This window comes from uncultured Sphingomonas sp., from assembly GCF_902806265.1.
In the GTDB taxonomy this organism is placed as follows: Bacteria; Pseudomonadota; Alphaproteobacteria; order Sphingomonadales; family Sphingomonadaceae; genus Sphingomicrobium.
On the sequence record NZ_CADCVZ010000006.1, the window covers coordinates 36,652 to 56,241 of the forward strand.

Genomic DNA, 19,590 nt, shown 5'->3' on the forward strand with positions numbered 1-19,590 from the left:
CTATGTCCTAACTTGGACCAAGGCTTACTCGCAACCGAGCCGAGCTCAGTTCGCTGAGAAACCCAGTCCCGCGAGGCTTGCGGCGAGCTCGTGCTGGCGGAACGGTTTGGTCAAGCGAGGCAGGTCGGCCGCGATCTCGTCCACTTCGGCGAACCCCGAGATCAGAAGCACCGGAACGGCGGAGTGCAGCTTGCGGACGGCTCGGGCCAGTTCGGTTCCGGTCAAGCCGGGCATCAGGTGATCCGTTACGAGGACATTGGGTTGTAGGCCGTCCGACAGCAGGCGCAGCGCCTTCTCCGCGCTGTCCGTTTCCACCACCCGGTAGCCCAGCTCCTCCAGCATGTCGGCGGTGCTCATCCGGGCGAGTTCCTCGTCGTCGACCAAGAGGACCGTGCCCGTACTCGTGTGAGTCGGGTTCAGCTCACGCACTTCGCTGACCTCCACCCCGGTTGCCGCGATCGGCAGCCACAGCGTGACGGTGGTGCCCGCACCGGGCCGGCTCGAGATCGCAATGGCACCGCCGAGTTGCGCCGCAAGGCCGTGGACCATGGACAGGCCCAGGCCCGTTCCCTTGCCGACCCCCTTGGTCGAGAAGAACGGTTCGACGGCTCGGGCCAGAGTTTCCTCGTCCATCCCGACGCCCGTGTCGACGACGCACAGGCGCACGTATCGCCCGGGCGCCAGGTCGGACCGCCCAAGCGCGACCTGATCCACGTCCGCGGCGATCGTCAGCGTTCCGCCTTGCTCCATCGCGTCCCGGGCGTTCACCGCCAGATTGAGGATCGCCATTTCGAGTTGGTTGGGATCGGTCTGCACGGCGGGCAGGTCGGGGTCGATGTTCACTTCCACGCCGACCCGCGGTCCCGACGCCCGGGTCACCAGTTCGGCCATGCCTTCCACCAGCTCCGCCAAGTCGACGCCCGTCGCCCGCAACGGCTGCCTGCGGGCGAAGGCGAGCAGCCGCTGGACCAGGATCTTCGCCCGCTCGGCCGACTGGAGCGCGCCTTCGATCATCCGCTGCTCGCGGTCCGTACCGATGCCGCGTCGCTGCAGCAGGTCGAGGCTGCCGACGATCGGCGTCAGCAGATTGTTGAAGTCATGCGCGACGCCGCCCGTCAGCTGACCCATCGCCTCCATCTTCTGGCTTTGCCGGAGCGCTTCCTGCGCCTGGCCGAGTTCGGCGGTGCGAGCGGCGACCCGCGCTTCCAACGTCTCATTGAGCTCACGCACGGCAGCCTGGCTCTGGTGCTCGGCCGTGGCGTCACGGAAGATCTTGAGAAAGCCGCCCCCGTCCAGGCACATGCTCAGGCCAGAGCCCCAGAAACGCGTGCCGTCCTTGCGCTGGTGCCATCGCTCATTGACGGCCCGGCCGTCTTCCCGCGAACGATCAAGCTCTTCCTGCGGCTTGCCGACGGCGATATCCTCAGGTGTGAAGAAGAAGTCGCCGAACCGCCCCAGAGCGTCGTCCACGGCGAAACCGGTGATCCGCACGGCGCCGGAATTCCAGCTGGTGACCACCCCGGCGTCGTCGAGTTTGGCGATCGCGAAATCCTCTGCTCCTTCGACGATCTGGCGGTAGCGCTCCTCTCCTTCCTGCAGGGCCTGCAGCCGCGCCCGGGCTTCATACTGCCGGCGGCGGCCGCGAAGCGCAGCCTGGGCGAGGCTGACCAGCGTCGTCGGGTGAAAGGGGCGCTCCAGAAAGGTGACGTTGCCGAGCGTCTCGAGGTAGCGCGACGCCGAAGGATTGCGCTCCAGCCCGCCGCCCCGCGCGGTCAGCAGAACAAACGGGAAGTCGGACCATTCCGGCTGTGAAAGGATCCACTGGCGCAGCGGGCGAAGATCGGCACCGAGCAGCGCTTCCTCGGTGATGAGGGCAAAACCAGCGCCTTCCCCCAGGCAGCGCACCAGCTCTGCGATGCCGAGGCAGCTCGTGCTGCGGATGCCCGTTTCCTGAAGCATCGAGGCGGCGACGTGGGTGTCGCGTCCGGTCGGCGCCAGGATAAGCGCCTGTTCAGAGACGTCGGACTTCAAAGTTCCTTTTCTCCGAGAAGGCGAGCTTCGTGGCTGACCAAAGTCGGAACGCCGCGAAGCACGCCTTGAAATTCGACGAGCGGCTTGCCCAAAGTGAGGCCATTCGAATCCAGCCGGTACTCGCGGATCGTGTCCTCGTGCGCGCTGGTCCGCTTCTTGATGACTGAGATCGCCCGGCGAACCCGCCCGCGCGCCTCGAAGTAGCGCAGCAGAATGACCGTATCCGCGAGATAGGTCACGTCGACCGGTGCCTTCATGTCTCCGACCAGCCCATGTTGAGCGACCGTCAGAAACGTGGTGGCGCCCTGCCGGTTCAGGTATTGCAGCAGCTCGTGCATGTGCAGCACCAAGGCACTCTCTTCGGGCATCGCGGCTTGGTAGCCGTTCAGGCTATCGATGATGACGGTGCGGGCACCCTTCTCCTGAACGCAGCCACGGACGCGCTCGGTGAACTCGCCCGGCGTGAGCTCGGCCGCGTCGACCTGCTCGATCAGCAGCATACCCTGATCGATCAGCTGTTGAAGGTCGATGCCGAGACCTTTCGCTCGCTCTATCAGCAGCCCGAGCTCCTCGTCGAAGACGAACATCGCAGTGCGCTCGCCGCGGCTCGCCGCTCCAACTGCGAAGGTCAGCGTCAGCAGCGACTTGCCGGTGCCCGCCGGCCCCAGGATGAGCACGCTTGACCCCCGCTCGACCCCACCGCCGAGCAGCGCGTTGAGTTCGGCGGACTCGCTCGGCAGCGGCTCACGGCTGAAGGTCTTGCGGTGCTCGGCGGAGATCAGCCGGGGGAACACCCGGACGCCGCCGGTGTCGATGATGAAGTCATGAAAGCCGCCCCGGAAGCGCCGCCCACGATACTTCACGATCCGTAGCCGCCGACGCTCAGCACCGTAGTCCCGCGCGACCTCCTCGAGCGCGATGACGCCGTGAGCGACGCTGTGCACAGTCTTGTCGTTGAGGTCGGTGGTGAGGTCATCGAGCATCAGGACGGTCGTGTCCTGCTTGGCGAAATAATGCTTCAAGGCCAGGATCTGGCGCCGGTAACGGAGGGAGCTTTGGGCCAGGAGCCGGATTTCCGACAGGCTGTCCAGGACGACCCGGTTGGGCCGGACGCGCTCGAAAGCTTCGAAGATGCGCTTGGTCGTCTCGCCCAGCTCCAGGTCGGAGGAATAAAGCAGGCTTTGCTGCTGTTCCTCGTCGAGCAGGCTTTCAGGCGGGACCAGTTCGTAGATGGAAATGCCGTCGAGGGACCAGCCGTGCGACCGAGCGCTGGCGCGCAGTTCGTCCTCGGTCTCGGATAGGGTTATGTACAGCCCGCGCTCGCCAGCCGCCGCGCCCGCCTGCAGGAATTGGGTGGCGATGGTCGTCTTGCCGGTCCCCGGGCTTCCTTCAAGCAGGAAGACGCGCCCGCGAGCCAATCCGCCTACGAGAACCTGGTCGAGGCCTTGCACGCCCGTCTGGGCGCTATCGTTCCGGTGGGTGGTCACTAACGCAGTCCCGTACAGCCTTCCCGATACCGGGCGGGCAAAGCTCGCTTGCTGCTCGGTAGGGCGATGCGAGTAGGCCGAACTTCCTCGGCGGGCAACTTGAGCAGACACAGTCTCGTTTGCCCAAGCGGTCGGCCTATTTCGGACAACCCATTTTCGGGGCGACGATGGATGGCGGAGCGGGAGGGATTCGAACCCTCGATACGGTTTTGCCGTATACTCACTTTCCAGGCGAGCGCCTTCGACCACTCGGCCACCGCTCCGCACTGCACCTGATCGTCGATGCAACGCATCGGCGTGAATCAGGTGTTCAACCAAAACGCCTGGACGCGGCCGTTTAGTCGGGTCGTCGCGCCGGGGCAAGGAAGCTTGCTTGGGTCTGCGACGGTCCCCTATGCGCACGTGATGCGCCCCTTCGGCCCGCCCCCTTCCGCCGCCGAGATCGAGGCGCTGGCCCGCCGCGCGCTGGAGCGATTGCCGGAGCCGTTCGCGTCCAATCTGGGCGCGCTGGTGCTGCGGGTGGAGGAGTTCGCGGAGGCCGACGTGCTGGCCGAGCTGGGCCTGGAAGATCCGTTCGAACTGACCGGGCTCTACACGGGGCAGCCATTGACCGGGCGAAGCGTGGAAGACGTGGCCGCGCTGCCCGACACGGTGACCCTGTACCGCCGCCCAATCCTCGACGAATGGGCGGATGGCGGCGAGGAGCTTGAGCATCTGGTCGCCCATGTGCTGGTGCATGAGGTCGGGCATCATTTCGGGCTCAGCGACGGGGACATGCACGCGCTGGAAGCCGAGGCGCGTTGAGCGGGCTGCTCCGCTTCGAGGACGTGGCCTGCTGGCGCGGCGGACGCCTGTTGTTCGAAGGGTTGAGCCTCACCCTCCAGCCCGGCGAGGCGCTGTGGGTCCGCGGTCCCAACGGCGTCGGCAAGTCCAGCCTGTTGCGCCTGGCCGCGGGGCTGCTCGCGCCGGCGGCCGGCGCGGTGCAGGCGGCTCCGGCCGCGCTGGCCGACGATGCCCTGGCGCTCGATCGGGAGCTTCCGCTGGAGGCGGCGCTGGGTTTCTGGGCGGGGCTGGACGCGCGCAGCGAGGGCTTGCCCGATGCGATGGCGGCGGTGGGGTTGCAGCATCTCAACGCGGTGCCGGTGCGGATGCTTTCGACCGGCCAGCTGCGGCGCGCGAGGCTGGCGCGGGTGGTGGCCAGCCGCGCTCCCCTGTGGCTGTTGGACGAGCCGCTGAACGGACTCGACGAGGCTGGTGCCGAGCAGCTCGAAGCTGTTCTCGACCGCCACCGGCAGGATGGCCGAGCCGTTCTCGCCGCGTCGCACGCGCCCTTGCCGGGCACGGGCTGGCGCACCCTGGAGCTGGCCGGATGATCGGAGCCGTCATCGGCCGCGAGGTCCGGCGGGCGCTCGGCGGAGCGGCCTGGCTTCCGCCGGTGTTCTTCCTGCTGGTGGCGACGGTGGTGCCGTTCGCGGTCGGTCCCGACGAGCGGCTGCTGGAGCGGATCGGGGCGGGCGCACTGTGGGTTGCGGCGCTCACCGCGGCGCTGCTGCCGATCGAGCGGCTGGTCGAGCCGGACCGGGCTGACGGGGTGCTCGATCAGCTCAGCTTGCGCGGAATGCGCGCGGAAGAGATCGCGCTGGCCAAGATCGTCGGACATTGGCTGACCTTTGGGCCGCTGCTGCTGCTGGCTTCGCTGCTGGGCGCGGCGCTGCTCGGGCTCGATGGTCAAGCGCTCGGCCGCACCCTGCTGACGGTGGCCGTCGGGACGCCGGCCCTGGCGGCGCTGGCGGTGGCGGTTGCCAGCTTGACCGCGGGCCTGCGCGGGAGCGCCGCGCTGGGCGGGCTGCTGCTGCTGCCGCTGGCCGTGCCGTTGCTGATCTTCGGCGCGTCGGCGGCCGGCAGCGGGGAGCCGGGCGCGCTCAAGCTTGAGGCTGCAGTTGCCTTGTTCATCCTCCTAGGAGCGCCGTTCGTGTCAGGCGCGGCGCTCAGGGCTTTGCGCTCCTAACGACTCCAGCGCGCGAAGATGGCCGTGGGCAGCAGCAGGCTGCGGCGCTCCTCGCGTACCGCCATTTCGCCGCACTCCACCGTGCCGCCAAGGTCGCCGAGCGTCTGCCGCACCAGCTCGCCGATCGCCAGCGCCGACATCCGCACGGCATAGACGGTCAGCACCAGGAAGCGGCTGTTTTCATCCAGCAAGCGGCGGCAGTCGGCCAATAATGGCGCGAGGTGCTCCTCGAGCCGCCACACCTCGCCCGTGGGACCGCGGCCGAACTTGGGCGGGTCGAGCAGGATGCCGTCATAGCGCCGCCCGCGCCGCACCTCGCGCGCGGTGAACTTGGCGGCGTCCTCAACCAGCCAACGGATCGGGCGCTCGGACAGGCCGGAGAGCGCGGCATTGGCGCGGCCGCCTTCCACGCTCTTCTTGGAAGCGTCGACATGGACCATGCGGGCTCCGGCCTCGCTCAGCAGGAGGGTGCCGACCCCGGTGTAGCCGAATAGATTCATGATCTCGGCGCCGTCCGCCCGCGCGCGCATCCAGTCCCATTGCGGCGCCATGTCGGGGAAGAAGCCGAGGTGGCGGAAGGGCGTCAACGAGGCGTGGAAGCGGACGGCTCCGCGGGCGAGCGGCCAGCTGGCCGGCACGGGCCGGTGCTGGACCCAGCGGCCGCCGCCTTCCTCGTCGCTGCCGGGGAGGAACTCGGCATCTGCCGGCCAGTCGGGCGCGGCCGGGGACCACATCGCCTGGGGCTCGGGCCGGATGACCTGGACGGGGCCGTAGCGCTCGAGCTTGCGGCCGTCGCCGCTGTCGACCAGGCCCCAATCCTCCCACGGCTCGGCGACAAGGGTGAGGAGGTCGCTCACGCGGCCAGCGCGAGCGACCCGCCGCCGACCGACGCCAGCGCGGCCGGACTCGCCAGCAGCCGCTCGCCCGCGGCCCGCGCCGCTGCGAGGTCGACTGCGCGCAGCTCGGCCAGCGCTTCTTCCAGCGGTACGATCCGGCCGAATAGCTCGTAAGCGCGCGCATGATGGTCGGCGCGGCCCTGGACTCCTTCCAGGCTCATCCTGAGCTGCGCTTTCAGCTGGGCGCGAGCGCGGGCGAGTTCGGCTTCGTTCAGCGTTCCCGCTGCGTCCGCGACGATGCTGCGGGCGAGGCCAAGCGCTGCCGGGGCGTCCGCGCGATCGGTGGCAGCGCTGACCGCGAACACGCCCGTGTCCGCGAAGCCCTGCACCCAGCTGTAGACCGAGTAGCACAGGCCGCGCTCCTCGCGCAGCTGCTGGAACAGGCGCGACGACATGCCGCCGCCCACGGCCTGGGCGAACAGGCTGGTGGCCGGGGTGGCTGGGTCAGCGGCTGACGGGGCGGCCAGCGCGAAGCTCCAGTGCGCCTGCTCGGACGAGCGCCGGTCGATCCGCTCGCCGCCGATGAAGCGGGCGGGCGGGGCCGGCAGCGGTGGCCCGGCGCCCATGTCCCCGAACCGCGCTTCGACGAGGCTCAGCATTCGATCCTCGTCAACCGCGCCGGTAGCCACCAGCAGCAGGCGAGAGGCGATCAGCTGCTGCGTGGTCCAGGCGGTAAGGTCGGCACGCTCGAACCCGCGGATCGCGTCCTCCGTGCCGATCACCGGCCGGCCGAGTGGCTGCCCCGCGAACGCCGCTTCGAACAGCAGGTCGCCGGCAAGGTCCTCTGGCACGTCGCGGCACTCGCCGAGCTCGGACAGGATCACGCCCTTTTCGCGCTCCAGCTCGTCGGGGTCGAAGCGGGGCGCCTGGACGAGGTCGGCGATCAACTCAACCGCGAGCGGCACGTCGTCGGGCAGGGTGCGGGCATGAAAGGCGGTCTGGTCGCGGCTGGTCCAGGCGTTGAGCGAGCCGCCGACATCCTCGATCGCCTCGGCGATGGCGCGGGCGTCGCGGGAGCCGGCGCCCTTGAACACCATGTGCTCGACCATGTGCGCGAGGCCGCCCTTGCCGTCGGGCTCGGAGCGCGAGCCGACCGCGGCGTAGAGGCCGACCGCGGCCGACTGGGCGCCGGGCATGGGATCGACGATGATTGCCAGGCCGTTCGGCAGGTTGTGAAGCCGCGCCGTCACTCTGCCGCTCCCTGGAGTTTTCCCCGGACCGCCAGCAGGTAGATGACCAGCGCGGCGGCCGCGAACAGGAACCATTGCACGGCATAGGAGCGGTGGTTGTTGGGCACGTCCGCGACGTTCGGCTTGGCACTCGGCTCCAGTCCGCCCAGCCCCTCGGCGGAAACCAGCCGCATCCGCATCTCGCCGTCCGAGGCGACCACCCCGCTGACCGGGCCGCCGCGCCACGGCACGCCTGACTTCGGATCCCGCGACCAGCCGATATCGACCCGCATGCCCGGGCCCTCGGCGCCGGCGCGGCAGTCGACCAGATGGCTGAAGCCGCTGACGCCCTCGCGGTTGCGGCCGGCGATCAGCTTGGTTGCGACCGGCTCCAGGCACATGCCACTGGCCTGGCGGAAGAGCGGCAGCTGCTCTTCGCGGATCGGACCGGCGGGCCAGGCGACCGGGGGCAGGCCCTGCGCAGCGCCATACTGGGCGAGCAGCGCATCCTTTTGCCGCCCGCGGCCGAGCTGCCATACACCCAGCGCGATCATGGTCGCAACGGCGGCAAGCACGATCACCGTTGGCACAACCGGAAGCTTGCGGATCACCGGACGAGCCGTCCTTCGCGCGCGCGGTTGCGATACTCAGCACCGAGCAGCCAGCCCTTGGCGAGCCGCAGTCCGCCGAGCGTCAGGAATAGGCCGACTGGAAACCATATGAGGTGCATCCACCAGGGCGGCTCCGCTGCGGCGTCGAGCAGCAGGGCGCCGACGGTCAGCACGGCTCCCACGATCAGAATCAGAAAGGCGGCGGGACCATCGCCGACGTTGAACTGGCTGAAATCCAGTGCACACCCCGAGCACCGGTCGGCGAACTGCACCGGCCCGCGGAACAGCTTGCCCTCACCGCAGCGCGGACAGCTGCCCCGCAGCGCCTGGACGAGCGGCGGCGGGTGGGGCCCGGCCGGAGCCCCGGTCACCCGTGGACCGGCGCGCCCCAGCCGCCCCACACGTAAATGGAGATGAACAGGAACAGCCACACCACGTCGACAAAGTGCCAGTACCAGGCGGCCGCTTCAAACCCGAAGTGCTTCTGCTGCGTGAAGTCGCCCTTGGCCGATCGCAGGTAGCAGACGATCAGGAAGATGGTGCCGACCAGCACGTGAAAGCCGTGGAAGCCGGTGGCCATGAAGAAGCTCGAGCCATAAACGTTGCCGCCGTTCTCGATCGAGAAGGCGAACGGCGCGTGGAGATACTCGTAGCCCTGGATGAAGGTGAAGATGACGCCTAGCGCGATGGTCGCCAGCAGACCCTTCTTGAGGCCCGCACGGTCGCCGTTGATCAGCGCATGGTGCGCCCAGGTGACGGTGGTGCCCGAGCACAGCAGAATCAGCGTGTTGAGCAGCGGGAAGCCGAACGGGTTGATCGTCTCCAGCCCCTTGGGCGGCCATTGCGCCCCGACCGCGTCGACCGCGGACGGGAACAGCGCGAAATCGAAGAACGCCCAGAACCAGGCCAGGAAGAACATCACCTCCGAAGCGATGAACAGGATCATGCCGTAGCGCAGGTGCAGCTGCACGATCGGCGTATGGTCGCCGGCGCGGCTTTCATGCACCACGTCCCGCCACCAGGCGTACATGGTGAACAGCACCCCCGCGAGGCCGGCCAAACACACGAATTTGCCGTACGGATTGTCGTGCATCCACATGATGCCGCCGCCCGTCAGCGCCAGCGCGGAGAAGCTGCCCACGATCGGCCACAGGCTGGGCGGAAGAATGTGGTACGGGTGGTTCTTGGTCGCGGCCATTCGTGCAGCTTTCCTCTGTCTTCGCGCTGCGCTCTAGCTGGCGCCTTCAGGATTTTCCACCGGGTAAAATGTGTAGCTCAGCGTGATCTCGTCGATGTCGCGGGTGCTCTCGTCCTCGCGGATCTTGGGGTCGACGAAGAACACCACCGGCATGTCGACCTGCTGGCCGGGGCGGAGCGTCTGCTCGGTGAAGCAGAAGCATTCGATCTTGCTGAAATACTGCCCGGCCTTGGCCGGAGAGACGTTGAAGATGGCGCGGCCGGTGGTCGGGCGGGCGACGAGGTTCTTGGCGGTGTAATTGACCACAATCCGCTCGCCGGGCCGGACCGTGACCCGCTCCGCGGCCTTGAACTCCCACGGCAAGGCAGGATTGATGTTCGCATCGAAGCGCATGCCCACCTGGCCCGCCACCGCGCCCGGCGCCGCGTCCGCGCGCAGCGGGGTGCCGCCAAAGCCGGTGACCTGGCAGAAGATGCGGTAGAGCGGCACGGAGGCGAAGGCGAGCCCGGCCATGAACAGCACGAACAGCACCGCCTTGAATGCCGTTGCGCGGTTCTTCTGCGCGAGTGCCGTCACCGGTTGACCCAGATCTTGGCAATCGTGATCAGGAACACCAGGATGATAAAGGCCGCCAGCACCCAGGCCGTGGCGCGGGCGCCGCTGCGTTGCCGCCGGCGGATCAGCTCCTGCTCCGGGCGGGGCGGGTCAGCCATCGCTCATCACCCGAGCAAGGTCGGCGCATAGCGGTTAGCCAACCGGTCGCATGCGACCGCGCCGAACAGCAGGAAGAGGTACAGCACCGAGAAGGCGAACAACCGCTTCTCCGGCCCCATCGCCGCCGGCTCGGTCGCGCGATTGGCGAGCACTCCGAGCGAGAGAAAGACGAAGAACGCCGACAAGGCGACCGCAACGATGCCGTACAGGGCACCGGTCAGTCCGAGCAGCCACGGCGCAACGGCCACCGCCGCCATCGGCAGCGAGTAGAGCGCGATCTGCCGCCGCGTCGCCTCCGCCCCTGCCACCACCGGCAGCATGGGGATGCCCGCCGCGGCGTAGTCGGAGCGCACGAACAGGCTCAGCGCCCAGAAATGCGGCGGGGTCCACAGGAAGATCAGGAGGAACAGGAGAACGGGCAGCAGCGCCAGCTCGCCCGTCGCGGCGACCCAGCCGATCAGCGGCGGAAAGGCCCCGGCCGCGCCGCCGATCACGATGTTTTGCGGGGTCCGCCGCTTCAGCCAAACGGTGTAGACCACCGCATAGAAGAAGATGGAAAAGGCAAGGATCGCCGCCGCGAGGTGATTGGCCGCCAAGTCCATCAGCATCACGGAGGCGGCGGAAAGGCCGATGCCGAAGTGCAACGCCGTGTCCCGGCTCAGCCGGCCTGCGGGCAGCGGCCGGTCGGCGGTGCGCTTCATCTTGGCGTCGAGGTCGGCCTCATACCATTGGTTGAGCGCCGCCGCCCCACCCGCACCCAGCGCAATGCACAGCACCGAGGCGAAGGCCAGGACCGGGTTCATCGCCCCGTGCGCGGCGAGCAGGCCGCACAGGCCGGTGAACACGACCAGCGTCATTACCCGCGGCTTGGTCAGCGCGAACAGGTCCCGCCAGTCGGCGGGCAGATGCTGGGTGGCGGTGATTGCGGGCATGACTCGCGCGCCGTATAGAGCGGTTGCCCCGTGCGCGCTAGGCGTCGGCCGACCCGAGCGCTGCCTTATTTCGGTCATCGTTGATACACCCCCGTTTCAGCTTCGGCAGGTTAATGGCGACACCAAGCTACTGCCGAACAACGGGAAACCACGATGAACAAGCTTGTCCTTGCCGCCGCAGCACTGCTCGCGGCCGCCCCGGTCGGAGCCGCCGCCGCCTCCCCGCTGGAGGGCGTGTGGACCAACCCCAAGCGCAGCGTCACGGTGCGCATCGCGCCATGCGGCCAACAGCTGTGCGGGCGGGTGATCGCCGCTTCGGCCAAGGCCCGGACCGACGCGGCTCAGAGCGGCACGCGCAGCCTGGTCGGCACCACCATCCTCAGCGGGCTGTCGCCGGCCGGAGCCAACAAGTGGCGCGGCCGGGTGTTCATGCCGAAGGCCAACCGCCGGGCGACGGCCAACCTCAGCCTTACGGCACGCAACCGGCTGAACGTCGAGGGCTGCGTGCTGAGCGTCCTGTGCAAGAGCCAGACCTGGTCGCGGGTCAGCTGAAGCGGAAGTCCCCACCGAACTCGCCCCGCAGCACCGCCGCCTGCAGCGCGGCCATCTCATCCGCCCAATAGCGGTCGGTAGTAAGGTGCGGGCTGAGCGCGCGGACCTTGGCGTGGAGCGCCTGCAGCGGCTCCGAGGTCCGGAGCGGCGCGTGGTAGTCCACCCCCTGCGCAGCGGTGATCAGCTCGGTCCCGACCACCCCCGCGGCGTTGAGGGCGATCTGCGCGGCCTTGCGCGCGGAGATCGGCGCCATCGAAACATGGTCCTCCTGGCCGGCGCTGGTCGGGATAGAATCGACGCTGGCCGGGTAGGCCAGGCTCTTGTTCTCGCTGACCAGCGCGGCCTGGGTCACCTGGGTGATCATGAGGCCACTGTTGATGCCGCCGTCCGGAGTGAGGAAGGCGGGGAGGCCGCTCAGCTTGGGGTCGATCAGGATGGCGCTGCGGCGTTCGGACAGGCTGCCGACCTCGCACAGCGCCATGGCGATGGTGTCGGCGGCAAAGGCGACCGGCTGGGCGTGGAAGTTGCCGCCGGAGGTGGCTGAGTCTTCATCCGGGAAGATGAGCGGATTGTCGGTCACCGCGGCGGCTTCGATGGTGAGGGTGCGAGCGGCGTTCTCCAGCAGGTCGAGCGCGGCGCCCATCACCTGCGGCTGGCAGCGGAAGCTGTAGGGGTCCTGCACCCGCCCGCAGCGGCCGTGCGAGGCGACGATCTGCGAGCGGTCGAGCAGCCGAGCGATCTCGGCGGCGACGCGGATCTGGCCGGGCTGGCCGCGCAGGGCGTGGAGCCGCGGGTCGAATGGCTTGGCGCTGCCCTTCAACGCATCGACCGACAGTGCTCCGGCGGCAAGCGCGACGCCGAACACCCGCTCGGCGGCGAACAGCGCGTCCAGCGCGATGGCGGTCGAGAACTGGGTGCCGTTGATGAGGGCGAGGCCCTCCTTGGGACCGAGCACGAGCGGCACCATCCCCAGCCGCTGCAGCGCTTCGCCAGCTGCCAGCCGCTCGCCGGCAAGATCGATGGAGCCGAAGCCCATCAGCGCCGCGGTCATGTGCGCGAGGGGCGCGAGGTCGCCGGACGCGCCGACGCTGCCCTGCGCCGGAATCACCGGCATTGCGTCGCGGTCGAGCAGCGCCTGAAGCGCCGCGATGACCTCCGCCCGCACCCCGGAATAGCCGCGCCCAAGGCCGAGCAGCTTCAGCACGATCATCAGCCGCGTCACATGCCGCGGCAGCGCCTCTCCCAACCCGCAGCTATGCGACAGGATCAGGTTCCGCTGCAGCTCGGCAAGCCGGCCGGCCGGAATGCGCTCATTGGCGAGCAGGCCGAAGCCGGTGTTGATGCCGTAGACGGTCTCTCCACCCGCTACGATCCGCTCGACGGCGGCTGCGGAGGCGCGCACGCGGTCCATGCTCGCGGCGTCGAGGCGGGCGGCTGTGCCGGTCCAGAGCTGGCGCAAGGTAGCGAGTTCGATAGCTTCGGGGTTGAGGGTGAGCATGGTGGCGCGTGTAAGGCGTTTGCCGAACGATGCACAGGTCAGCAATCCTTGGCTCAGAGCGATCAACTTGCAGAAAACAGTCTAGGAGTTATCTCGAATGTAGCTCGGTATGGCTACAGCGGGGGAGCGTATGTCAGGGTCGGCGGAGTTCAAATTGAGCCGTGCATCGAGCGCGTGGACGGGACTGGGTCTGCTTCTGCTAACGGGCTGCATTTTCTTCGTCGCGCTATTCATGAACGAGGCAGAATTTCTGCATACCCGGGTGCGGCGAGGTGGCGGCATTGTGAGCTGATCGAGCAGACAATCGGCTGGGAGCTGTCTGCCGGCCTATTGGTACTCTTCGGCTTGTGGGCAGCCGTGTACGCAATTGCATCGCTTTGGAAGGCGTTGAATCCAGTTGCCGACGTAATTGCCTATGAGGACCGCTTAGAATTCCATCCTGCGGTTCGGAGAGCAGCCGCGAGCTATGATGAAATCTCTCATTGGTCGATCAAGGCCTCGGATGGGCATCCTGTCGTTTGGCTGCATTTCTTTGAACCGTATTGGTCCCTGCAAGGTCTCTTCGAGCGCAAGCCGGTGAAACTTGAAGGCGGCAAGGAAGACGTGGAGCCGTTAGTACAGTTCTTCGCTCGGGATCCGGTCATGCGCGAGAAATACGCCGGCTAACGCTTAGACAGCGTTATGCTAGCCAGCTCTTCCGTAACTCAGACAAACCTCTCCGTTGCGCAGCAATGGGGAGGAACCGCTCAGCCGGCAGGCTGAGGGGTGGAGGGGCGTGCGGTGGCTCGGGCGGTGGCTCGTGTGGGGAGAGGGCTGCCCCCCCACCATCGCCTTTGGCGGCGGTCCCCTCCCCATCCGGCTGCGTCGGACAGGGAGGTGTTATATCACAGGTAGATCAAGCCCCCACTGCCGCGCGCAGTCCACCGCTTCGTCATACCCCGCATCCGCGTGGCGCATCACGCCGGTGGCGGGGTCGTTCCAGAGCACCCGCTCCAGCCGGCGCGCCGCCTCGTCGGAGCCATCGGCGACGATGACCATGCCGGCGTGCTGCGAGTAGCCCATGCCGACTCCGCCCCCATGGTGGAGACTCACCCACGTCGCGCCGGATGCGGTGTTCAGCAGCGCATTCAATAACGGCCAGTCCGACACCGCGTCGCTGCCGTCCTTCATCGCCTCCGTCTCGCGGTTCGGTGACGCGACCGACCCGCTGTCGAGGTGGTCGCGGCCGATGACGATGGGAGCGCTGACCTCGCCGTTCCTCACCATTTCGTTGAAGGCCAGGCCGAGGCGGTGGCGCTGGCCCAGGCCCACCCAGCAGATGCGCGCGGGCAGGCCTTGGAAGGCGATCCGCTCCCGCGCCATGTCGAGCCAGCGGTGGAGGTGCGGGTCGTCGGGGATCAGCTCCTTTACCCGCTGGTCGGTGCGGTAGATGTCCTCGGGATCGCCGCTCAGCGCCACCCAGCGGAACGGGCCGATGCCGCGGCAGAACAGCGGGCGGACGTATGCGGGGACGAAGCCGGGGAAGTCGAAGGCGTGGGTGACGCCGGTGTCCTTGGCTTCCTGGCGGATGTTGTTGCCATAGTCGAAGACGGGCACGCCCATCTCGCGAAAGGACAGCATCGCCTCGACATGGCGGGCGATGGCGATGCGGGCGGCCTGAGCGACGGCGGCGGGATCGCGTTCGCGCATCTCCTGCCACTTGGCGACGGTCCAGCCGATCGGCAGGTAACCGTTGGCGGGGTCGTGGGCGCTGGTCTGGTCGGTCAGCGCATCGGGGCGGATGCCGCGGGCGAGCATCTCCGGGATGATCTCGGCGGCATTGCCGAGCAGGCCGACGCTGGTGGGCTCGGTCGCGGCGGCGATGATCTCCAGCGCTTCGTCGATGCTGGCGGCGCGGCGGTCGAGGTAGCGCGTCTCCAGCCGCTTCTCGATCCGGCTATCCTGGCATTCGATGGCGATGCAGTGCGCGCCCGCCATCACCGCCGCCAGCGGCTGCGCACCGCCCATGCCGCCGAGGCCGGCGGTGAGGATCCACTTGCCCCGGAGGTCGCCGCCATAATGCTGGCGGCCCATCTCGGCGAAGGTCTCAAAGGTGCCTTGAACGATGCCCTGCGTGCCGATGTAGATCCACGAGCCGGCGGTCATCTGGCCGTACATCATCAGGCCCGCGCGATCGAGCTGGTTGAAGTGCTCCCAGGTCGCCCACTTGGGCACGAGGTTGGAGTTGGCGATCAGCACCCGCGGGGCGCCGGGGTGGGTGCGGAACACGCCGACCGGCTTGCCCGACTGGACCAGCAGCGTCTGGTCGTCCTCCAGCCGCTCCAGCACTTCGACGATCTTGTCGAAGCAGGCCCAGTTGCGCGCCGCCCGGCCGATGCTGCCGTAGACGACCAGGCTCTGCGAGTCCTCCGCGACCTCCTCGTCGAGGTTGTTCTGGAGCATTCGGACGGCGGCTTCGGTGAGCCAGCTCCTCGCCTTGATTTCGCTTCCGCGGCGCGCACGGATGCGGCGGCTGTTGTCGCGTCTGTCCATGCGTCCCCTTAGGCGTCCTGGCCCGCGACCATCCGCCGCTCGGGCCCGGGCAGCCCGATCCAGTAGCCGAGCTCGGCCGGATGATCGATCCGCCAGGCGCACAGGTCGGCCTGCATACCGGGCGCGAGGGTGCCGATCTCGTCCTCGTAACCGAGCGCGCGAGCGGCGTTCACGGTCATGCCGGCGAGCGCTTCTTCCGGCGACAGGCCGAACAGGGTGCAAGCCATGTTCATCACCAGTTGCGGATTGAGCAGCGGCGAAGTGCCGGGGTTGCAGTCGCTCGCCACCGCGATCGGCACGCCATAGTCGCGCAGCAGCCGCACCGGGGGCGGCTGCGTTTCGCCCAGCGCGTAGAAGGCGCCGGGCAGCAGTACCGCCACCGTGCCCGCCTCGGCCATCGCCTCGACCCCGGGCTCGTCCAGATATTCGAGATGGTCGGCCGACAGCGCATTGTAGCGGGCCGCCAGCTTCGCCCCGCCGCGATTGCTGAGCTGTTCGGCATGGAGTTTGACCCGAAGCCCATGGTTCTCGGCGGCGTCGAACATCCGCTCGATCTCGTGCGGCAGGAAGCCGATACCCTCGCAAAAGCCGTCCACGGCGTCGGCCAGGGCCAGCCGCGCCACCGCGGGGATCATCTCTTCGACCACCATGTCGACGTAAGTCGTCCGGTTCGCGCCCTGCGGCAGCGCGTGCAGCGCCAGCAGCGTGGGCACGATCCGCGCCGGCTCGTGCTGGCTCAAGGCGCGCGCCGTGTTGAGCAGCCGGATCTCGCTGGCGGTGTCGAAGCCGTAGCCGGATTTCACCTCTACCGTGGTGCAGCCGCCCGCGATCAGCGCCCGGAGCCGCTGCCGGGCGCTGTCCAGCAGCTCGCCTGCCGAGGATGCGCGGGTCGCCGCGACCGTGGACGCGATGCCCCCGCCGGCCTGGGCAATTTCCTCATAGCTCGCGCCCGCCCGGCGCAGCGCATGTTCCTGCGCGCGGGTGCCGCCGAACACCAGGTGGGTGTGGCAATCGATCAGCCCGGGGGTGACCCAGGCGCCGTGCAGCGGGACCACCTCGCGCGGCTGGGTCCCGGCCAGCTCCGCCCGACGGCCGACGCGGACGATCTTGCCGTCCTGGATGCCGATCGCCGCATTCTCGATGATGCCCAGCGGGTCGCCGCGGGCCGGAACCATGGTCGCCACATGGCAGTCGGTGAGCAGCCGATCCCACATGGCGCCGCCTGTGCCACGCTGCTAGGGGCCGCGCAATGACGAGCGCCTGGCCCAATCTCCAAGACCTGCTGGTGCCGGCGACGGAGTCTGCTCCGATCGGGCTGGTCGGAGCGCCGCTGGCGGCGGGTTCGGTTACCCCCGGCCGCTGCGACCTGGCGCCGGGCGAGTTGCGGGAGGTGCTGCGGCGGGTTGGACGCTACGACATCGACACGGGCAACCTGCTAGACGCGCTGGTGGCCGATCATGGCGACCTGCCCCTGGAAGGGCTGAGCATTGAGGAGGCGACCGCGCCGATCCGCGAGGCGGTGGCGGCGAGCGTCGCGCAGCACCGGCTGACGCTGCTGATCGGCGGCAACAACGCCGTGACTCGGCCCGGGGTGCACGGCCTCGGGCTGCCGCTGGAGCGGGTCGGCCTGCTCACCCTCGACGCCCACTTCGACATGCGCGAAACGGACAACGGGCTGGGCAACGGCAATCCCGTGCGGGCGCTGATGGAGGACGGACTGCCCGGACGGAACATCGCGCAGGTCGGGCTGGCACCCTTTGCCAACAGCCGGGCCATGCACCAGGATGCACTCGCGGCGGGCAACCTGGTGATCTCCGCCAGCTACGTGCGCGAGCATGGGGTGGAACGACAGGTCGAGCGGGCGCTGCTCCACCTCGCCCATTGCGACGCGATCTATGTCGATTGCGACATCGACGTAATCGACCGGAGCCAGTTCCCAGGAGCGCCGGGCGCCCGGCCGGGCGGAATGGCGGTGGGCGATTTCTTCGCGGCCGTTCGCCTACTCGCCGCCGAGCCGCGGGTGCGGGCGATCGACCTCACCGAATGGGACCCGCCGCTCGACCCGACCGACCTTAGCGCGCTGACTGCGGGCCGCTGGCTAGCCGAGGCGATCGCCGGCTTCGAGGGCCGTGCCCTAGCTTAGCAGCTGCTTGAGCTCGGCCGGCGTCAGCGGGTGGCGCAGCTGCTCGGTGCGGCATTGCGTCGGCGCCTTGTCGGGGCGCCGCCGGAGCAGGCGCGTGCCGTGGCGGAAGCGGCCGGACGTGACCTGGTCGTAAAGCACCTCCAAGACGATCTCAGGTCGGAGCGGCTGCCACTCGCTGTCGCGGTCGCGGGCCCAGCGGCTCGGCTTGTCTGGTCTGGAGCCGGTGAAGCCGGGCGGCTCGATCAGCGCCTGCAGCTCCGGGGTCCAGCCGCGCTTCTCCGCGGCGGAGAAGGAGGAGCAGAAACCGACATGGTTGAGCTGGTCCCCCTCATCGTAGAGCCCGAGCAGCAGCGAGGCCATGTGCTTGCCGGCCTTGTCGTAGCGGAAGCCGCCGACCACGCAGTCGGCGGTGCGGTGCTGCTTCACCTTGACCATCGCCCGCTCGCCGCAATGGTAGGGCTCGCCGATCCGCTTGGCGATCACGCCGTCGAGCGCGCCGCCGCTGCGCTCCAGCCAGGACAGGGCGGCGGCGCGATCGGGAGTGGCCGGGGAGAGCAGAAGCGCGGGTTCATGCTGATCCGCGAACCATGTCTCGAGCGCCCCGCGGCGCTCAGCCAGTGCGCGACCGGTCAGGTCCTCGCCGCCGAGACGGAGGAGATCGAACAGCATCAGCTGCGCCGGCGTCTCGGCGGACAGCTTGCGAATGCGGCTCTCGGCCGGGTGCAGCCGCATGCTCAGCGCGTCGAAGCTGAGTCCGCCCGGTGTCTCGATGATCAGCTCGCCGTCGAGGGTGAAGCGTTCGGGCGCAAGCCGACCAAGCCTCGCGACCACTTCGGGGAAGTAGCGGCCGAGCGGCTTGCCCGACTTGGACCACATCTCGACCTCGCTGCCGTTGCGCACCGCGATGCAGCGGAAGCCGTCCCACTTGGGTTCGTACTGCCAGCCTGGTTCGTCGGGCAGCTGCTCCACCAGCAGCGCCTCCATCGGTTGGAGGGCGCGCGCTGAAGTCATGGGGCGAGCTCGATCCAGACGGGCGCATGGTCGCTGGTCTTGGGTAGCGCGCGGACACTGCGGTCCACCCCCGCCCGCCGCAGTCGTTTCGCCGCGGGCTTGTTCAGCAGCAGGTGGTCGATGCGCAGGCCGGCGTCCCGCGGAAAGGCGTTGCGGAAATAATCCCAGAAGGTGAACACCCGTTCGTCCGGGTGGAGTGTACGCAGCGCGTCGGTCCAGCCGGCATCGAGCAGCCGCTGATAGGCCGCCTTCGCCTCCGGAGCGAACAGCGCGTCGTTCACCCAGCGCTCGGGCTTGTAGACGTCCGCGTCGGTCGGGATGATGTTGTAGTCGCCGGCCAGCACCACCGGGCCGTCCAGACCGAACAGCTCGGCCGCGAGCGCCTCGAACCGATCGATCCAGGCCAGCTTATAGTCGAACTTGGGCCCCGGCTTGGGATTGCCGTTGGGCAGGTAGAGGCAGCCGACCAGCACGCCGTTCACCGCGGCCTCCAGGTAGCGCGATTGCGCCGGGTCAGGATCGTCGGGGAGGCCTCGGCGGGTCTCCACCGGGGTGCAGCCGCGGGCGAGGATGGCCACGCCATTCCAGCTCTTCTGCCCCTGCCAGATCGCGCCGTAGCCCGCCTCCTCGATGGCGGCGACCGGAAACTTATCGTCGCCCGCCTTGAGTTCCTGCAGGCAGGCAACGTCCGGCTGGGTGCTCGTGAGCCAATCAAACAGCACGGGCAGCCGGCCATTGACCCCGTTCACATTGTAGGTGGCGATCCGCATGCCTCCCGTGAACGGTTCGGCGGCGAAACTGTTCACCC

General features: G+C 68.6%; 21 protein-coding genes and 1 tRNA gene. 6 read left to right on the top strand and 16 right to left on the bottom strand.

What is annotated here, in order from left to right; translation table 11 throughout:
• Nucleotides 1-45: 45 nt before the first annotated feature.
• The 3 genes from QZX62_RS01905 to QZX62_RS01915 form a co-directional block, all read right to left on the bottom strand.
• On the bottom strand, nucleotides 46-2,031 hold the full coding sequence (locus QZX62_RS01905; protein ID WP_294171723.1) for a PAS domain-containing sensor histidine kinase: 1,986 nt from the start codon (nucleotides 2,029-2,031) through the stop codon (nucleotides 46-48).
• A complete protein-coding gene (locus QZX62_RS01910) occupies nucleotides 2,028-3,482 on the bottom strand; it encodes an ATPase domain-containing protein (RefSeq protein WP_294171759.1) in 1,455 nt (484 codons plus the stop codon). Before QZX62_RS01910 ends, QZX62_RS01905 begins: the two co-directional genes overlap by 4 nt.
• A gap of 208 nt (nucleotides 3,483-3,690) precedes the next feature.
• Nucleotides 3,691-3,781, bottom strand: a tRNA-Ser gene (locus tag QZX62_RS01915).
• 142 nt (nucleotides 3,782-3,923) lie between these two features.
• Between QZX62_RS01915 and QZX62_RS01920 the strand changes: the two genes are divergently transcribed.
• From QZX62_RS01920 to QZX62_RS01930, 3 genes are read left to right on the top strand one after another with little or no spacing between them, the layout of a single operon-like run.
• Entirely contained in the window at nucleotides 3,924-4,322 is a 399-nt protein-coding gene (locus QZX62_RS01920; protein ID WP_294171724.1) for a metallopeptidase family protein, read from the top strand.
• The gene (gene ccmA / locus QZX62_RS01925; RefSeq protein WP_294171725.1) at nucleotides 4,319-4,891 is read left to right on the top strand and encodes a heme ABC exporter ATP-binding protein CcmA; all 573 of its coding nucleotides are present in this window, start codon (nucleotides 4,319-4,321) and stop codon (nucleotides 4,889-4,891) included. The genes QZX62_RS01920 and ccmA overlap by 4 nt, the downstream gene beginning before the upstream one ends.
• Nucleotides 4,888-5,526 (top strand): heme exporter protein CcmB, encoded by a 639-nt coding sequence (locus QZX62_RS01930; RefSeq protein WP_294171726.1) that lies wholly within the window; start codon nucleotides 4,888-4,890, stop codon nucleotides 5,524-5,526. The genes ccmA and QZX62_RS01930 overlap by 4 nt, the downstream gene beginning before the upstream one ends.
• Here QZX62_RS01930 and QZX62_RS01935 read toward each other — a convergent pair.
• From QZX62_RS01935 to QZX62_RS01970, 8 genes are read right to left on the bottom strand one after another with little or no spacing between them, the layout of a single operon-like run.
• Nucleotides 5,523-6,383 (bottom strand): class I SAM-dependent methyltransferase, encoded by an 861-nt coding sequence (locus QZX62_RS01935; RefSeq protein WP_294171728.1) that lies wholly within the window; start codon nucleotides 6,381-6,383, stop codon nucleotides 5,523-5,525. The genes QZX62_RS01930 and QZX62_RS01935 overlap by 4 nt on opposite strands.
• On the bottom strand, nucleotides 6,380-7,612 hold the full coding sequence (locus QZX62_RS01940; protein WP_294171729.1) for a pitrilysin family protein: 1,233 nt from the start codon (nucleotides 7,610-7,612) through the stop codon (nucleotides 6,380-6,382). Before QZX62_RS01940 ends, QZX62_RS01935 begins: the two co-directional genes overlap by 4 nt.
• Nucleotides 7,609-8,202: an SURF1 family protein gene (locus QZX62_RS01945; RefSeq protein WP_294171730.1), complete on the bottom strand. Its 594-nt coding sequence runs from the start codon at nucleotides 8,200-8,202 to the stop codon at nucleotides 7,609-7,611. Before QZX62_RS01945 ends, QZX62_RS01940 begins: the two co-directional genes overlap by 4 nt.
• A complete protein-coding gene (locus QZX62_RS01950; RefSeq protein WP_294171731.1) occupies nucleotides 8,199-8,573 on the bottom strand; it encodes a DUF983 domain-containing protein in 375 nt (124 codons plus the stop codon). The genes QZX62_RS01945 and QZX62_RS01950 overlap by 4 nt, the downstream gene beginning before the upstream one ends.
• A complete protein-coding gene (locus QZX62_RS01955; protein ID WP_294171732.1) occupies nucleotides 8,570-9,400 on the bottom strand; it encodes a cytochrome c oxidase subunit 3 in 831 nt (276 codons plus the stop codon). The genes QZX62_RS01950 and QZX62_RS01955 overlap by 4 nt, the downstream gene beginning before the upstream one ends.
• A 33-nt stretch (nucleotides 9,401-9,433) precedes the next feature.
• Nucleotides 9,434-9,976 carry a cytochrome c oxidase assembly protein gene (locus QZX62_RS01960; RefSeq protein WP_294171733.1) on the bottom strand — a complete coding sequence of 181 codons (543 nt, stop codon included), beginning with the start codon at nucleotides 9,974-9,976 and terminating at the stop codon, nucleotides 9,434-9,436.
• Nucleotides 9,973-10,113 (bottom strand): hypothetical protein, encoded by a 141-nt coding sequence (locus QZX62_RS01965; RefSeq protein ID WP_294171734.1) that lies wholly within the window; start codon nucleotides 10,111-10,113, stop codon nucleotides 9,973-9,975. The genes QZX62_RS01960 and QZX62_RS01965 overlap by 4 nt, the downstream gene beginning before the upstream one ends.
• A gap of 6 nt (nucleotides 10,114-10,119) precedes the next feature.
• Nucleotides 10,120-11,046, bottom strand: a complete 927-nt coding sequence (locus QZX62_RS01970) for a heme o synthase (protein WP_294171735.1) — start codon at nucleotides 11,044-11,046, stop codon at nucleotides 10,120-10,122.
• Nucleotides 11,047-11,199: 153 nt separating this feature from the next.
• On the opposite strand from QZX62_RS01970, the gene QZX62_RS01975 reads away from it, so the two are divergent.
• Nucleotides 11,200-11,598, top strand: coding sequence for a DUF2147 domain-containing protein (locus tag QZX62_RS01975; protein ID WP_294171736.1), 399 nt, complete (start codon nucleotides 11,200-11,202; stop codon nucleotides 11,596-11,598).
• On the opposite strand, the gene hutH is transcribed toward QZX62_RS01975, so the two are convergent.
• A complete protein-coding gene (gene hutH, locus QZX62_RS01980) occupies nucleotides 11,591-13,096 on the bottom strand; it encodes a histidine ammonia-lyase (RefSeq protein WP_294171737.1) in 1,506 nt (501 codons plus the stop codon). The two genes, QZX62_RS01975 and hutH, sit on opposite strands and share 8 nt — an antisense overlap.
• A gap of 48 nt (nucleotides 13,097-13,144) precedes the next feature.
• Between hutH and QZX62_RS01985 the strand changes: the two genes are divergently transcribed.
• Nucleotides 13,145-13,762 carry a hypothetical protein gene (locus QZX62_RS01985; protein ID WP_294171738.1) on the top strand — a complete coding sequence of 206 codons (618 nt, stop codon included), beginning with the start codon at nucleotides 13,145-13,147 and terminating at the stop codon, nucleotides 13,760-13,762.
• Between the two features lie 213 nt (nucleotides 13,763-13,975).
• Here the strand turns inward: QZX62_RS01985 and hutU are convergent, their stop codons facing one another.
• Together hutU and hutI are read right to left on the bottom strand one after the other, a co-directional pair.
• Nucleotides 13,976-15,628, bottom strand: a complete 1,653-nt coding sequence (gene hutU, locus QZX62_RS01990) for a urocanate hydratase (protein WP_294171739.1) — start codon at nucleotides 15,626-15,628, stop codon at nucleotides 13,976-13,978.
• A gap of 8 nt (nucleotides 15,629-15,636) precedes the next feature.
• Nucleotides 15,637-16,842: an imidazolonepropionase gene (hutI, locus tag QZX62_RS01995; RefSeq protein ID WP_294171740.1), complete on the bottom strand. Its 1,206-nt coding sequence runs from the start codon at nucleotides 16,840-16,842 to the stop codon at nucleotides 15,637-15,639.
• A 35-nt stretch (nucleotides 16,843-16,877) separates the two neighbouring features.
• On the opposite strand from hutI, the gene QZX62_RS02000 reads away from it, so the two are divergent.
• Nucleotides 16,878-17,771: an arginase family protein gene (locus tag QZX62_RS02000; RefSeq protein WP_294171741.1), complete on the top strand. Its 894-nt coding sequence runs from the start codon at nucleotides 16,878-16,880 to the stop codon at nucleotides 17,769-17,771.
• Here QZX62_RS02000 and QZX62_RS02005 read toward each other — a convergent pair.
• Both QZX62_RS02005 and xth read right to left on the bottom strand, forming a co-directional pair.
• Nucleotides 17,763-18,782, bottom strand: coding sequence for an ATP-dependent DNA ligase (locus QZX62_RS02005; protein ID WP_294171742.1), 1,020 nt, complete (start codon nucleotides 18,780-18,782; stop codon nucleotides 17,763-17,765). The two genes, QZX62_RS02000 and QZX62_RS02005, sit on opposite strands and share 9 nt — an antisense overlap.
• Nucleotides 18,779-19,552: an exodeoxyribonuclease III gene (gene xth / locus QZX62_RS02010; RefSeq protein WP_294171760.1), complete on the bottom strand. Its 774-nt coding sequence runs from the start codon at nucleotides 19,550-19,552 to the stop codon at nucleotides 18,779-18,781. The genes QZX62_RS02005 and xth overlap by 4 nt, the downstream gene beginning before the upstream one ends.
• Nucleotides 19,553-19,590: the final 38 nt, after the last annotated feature.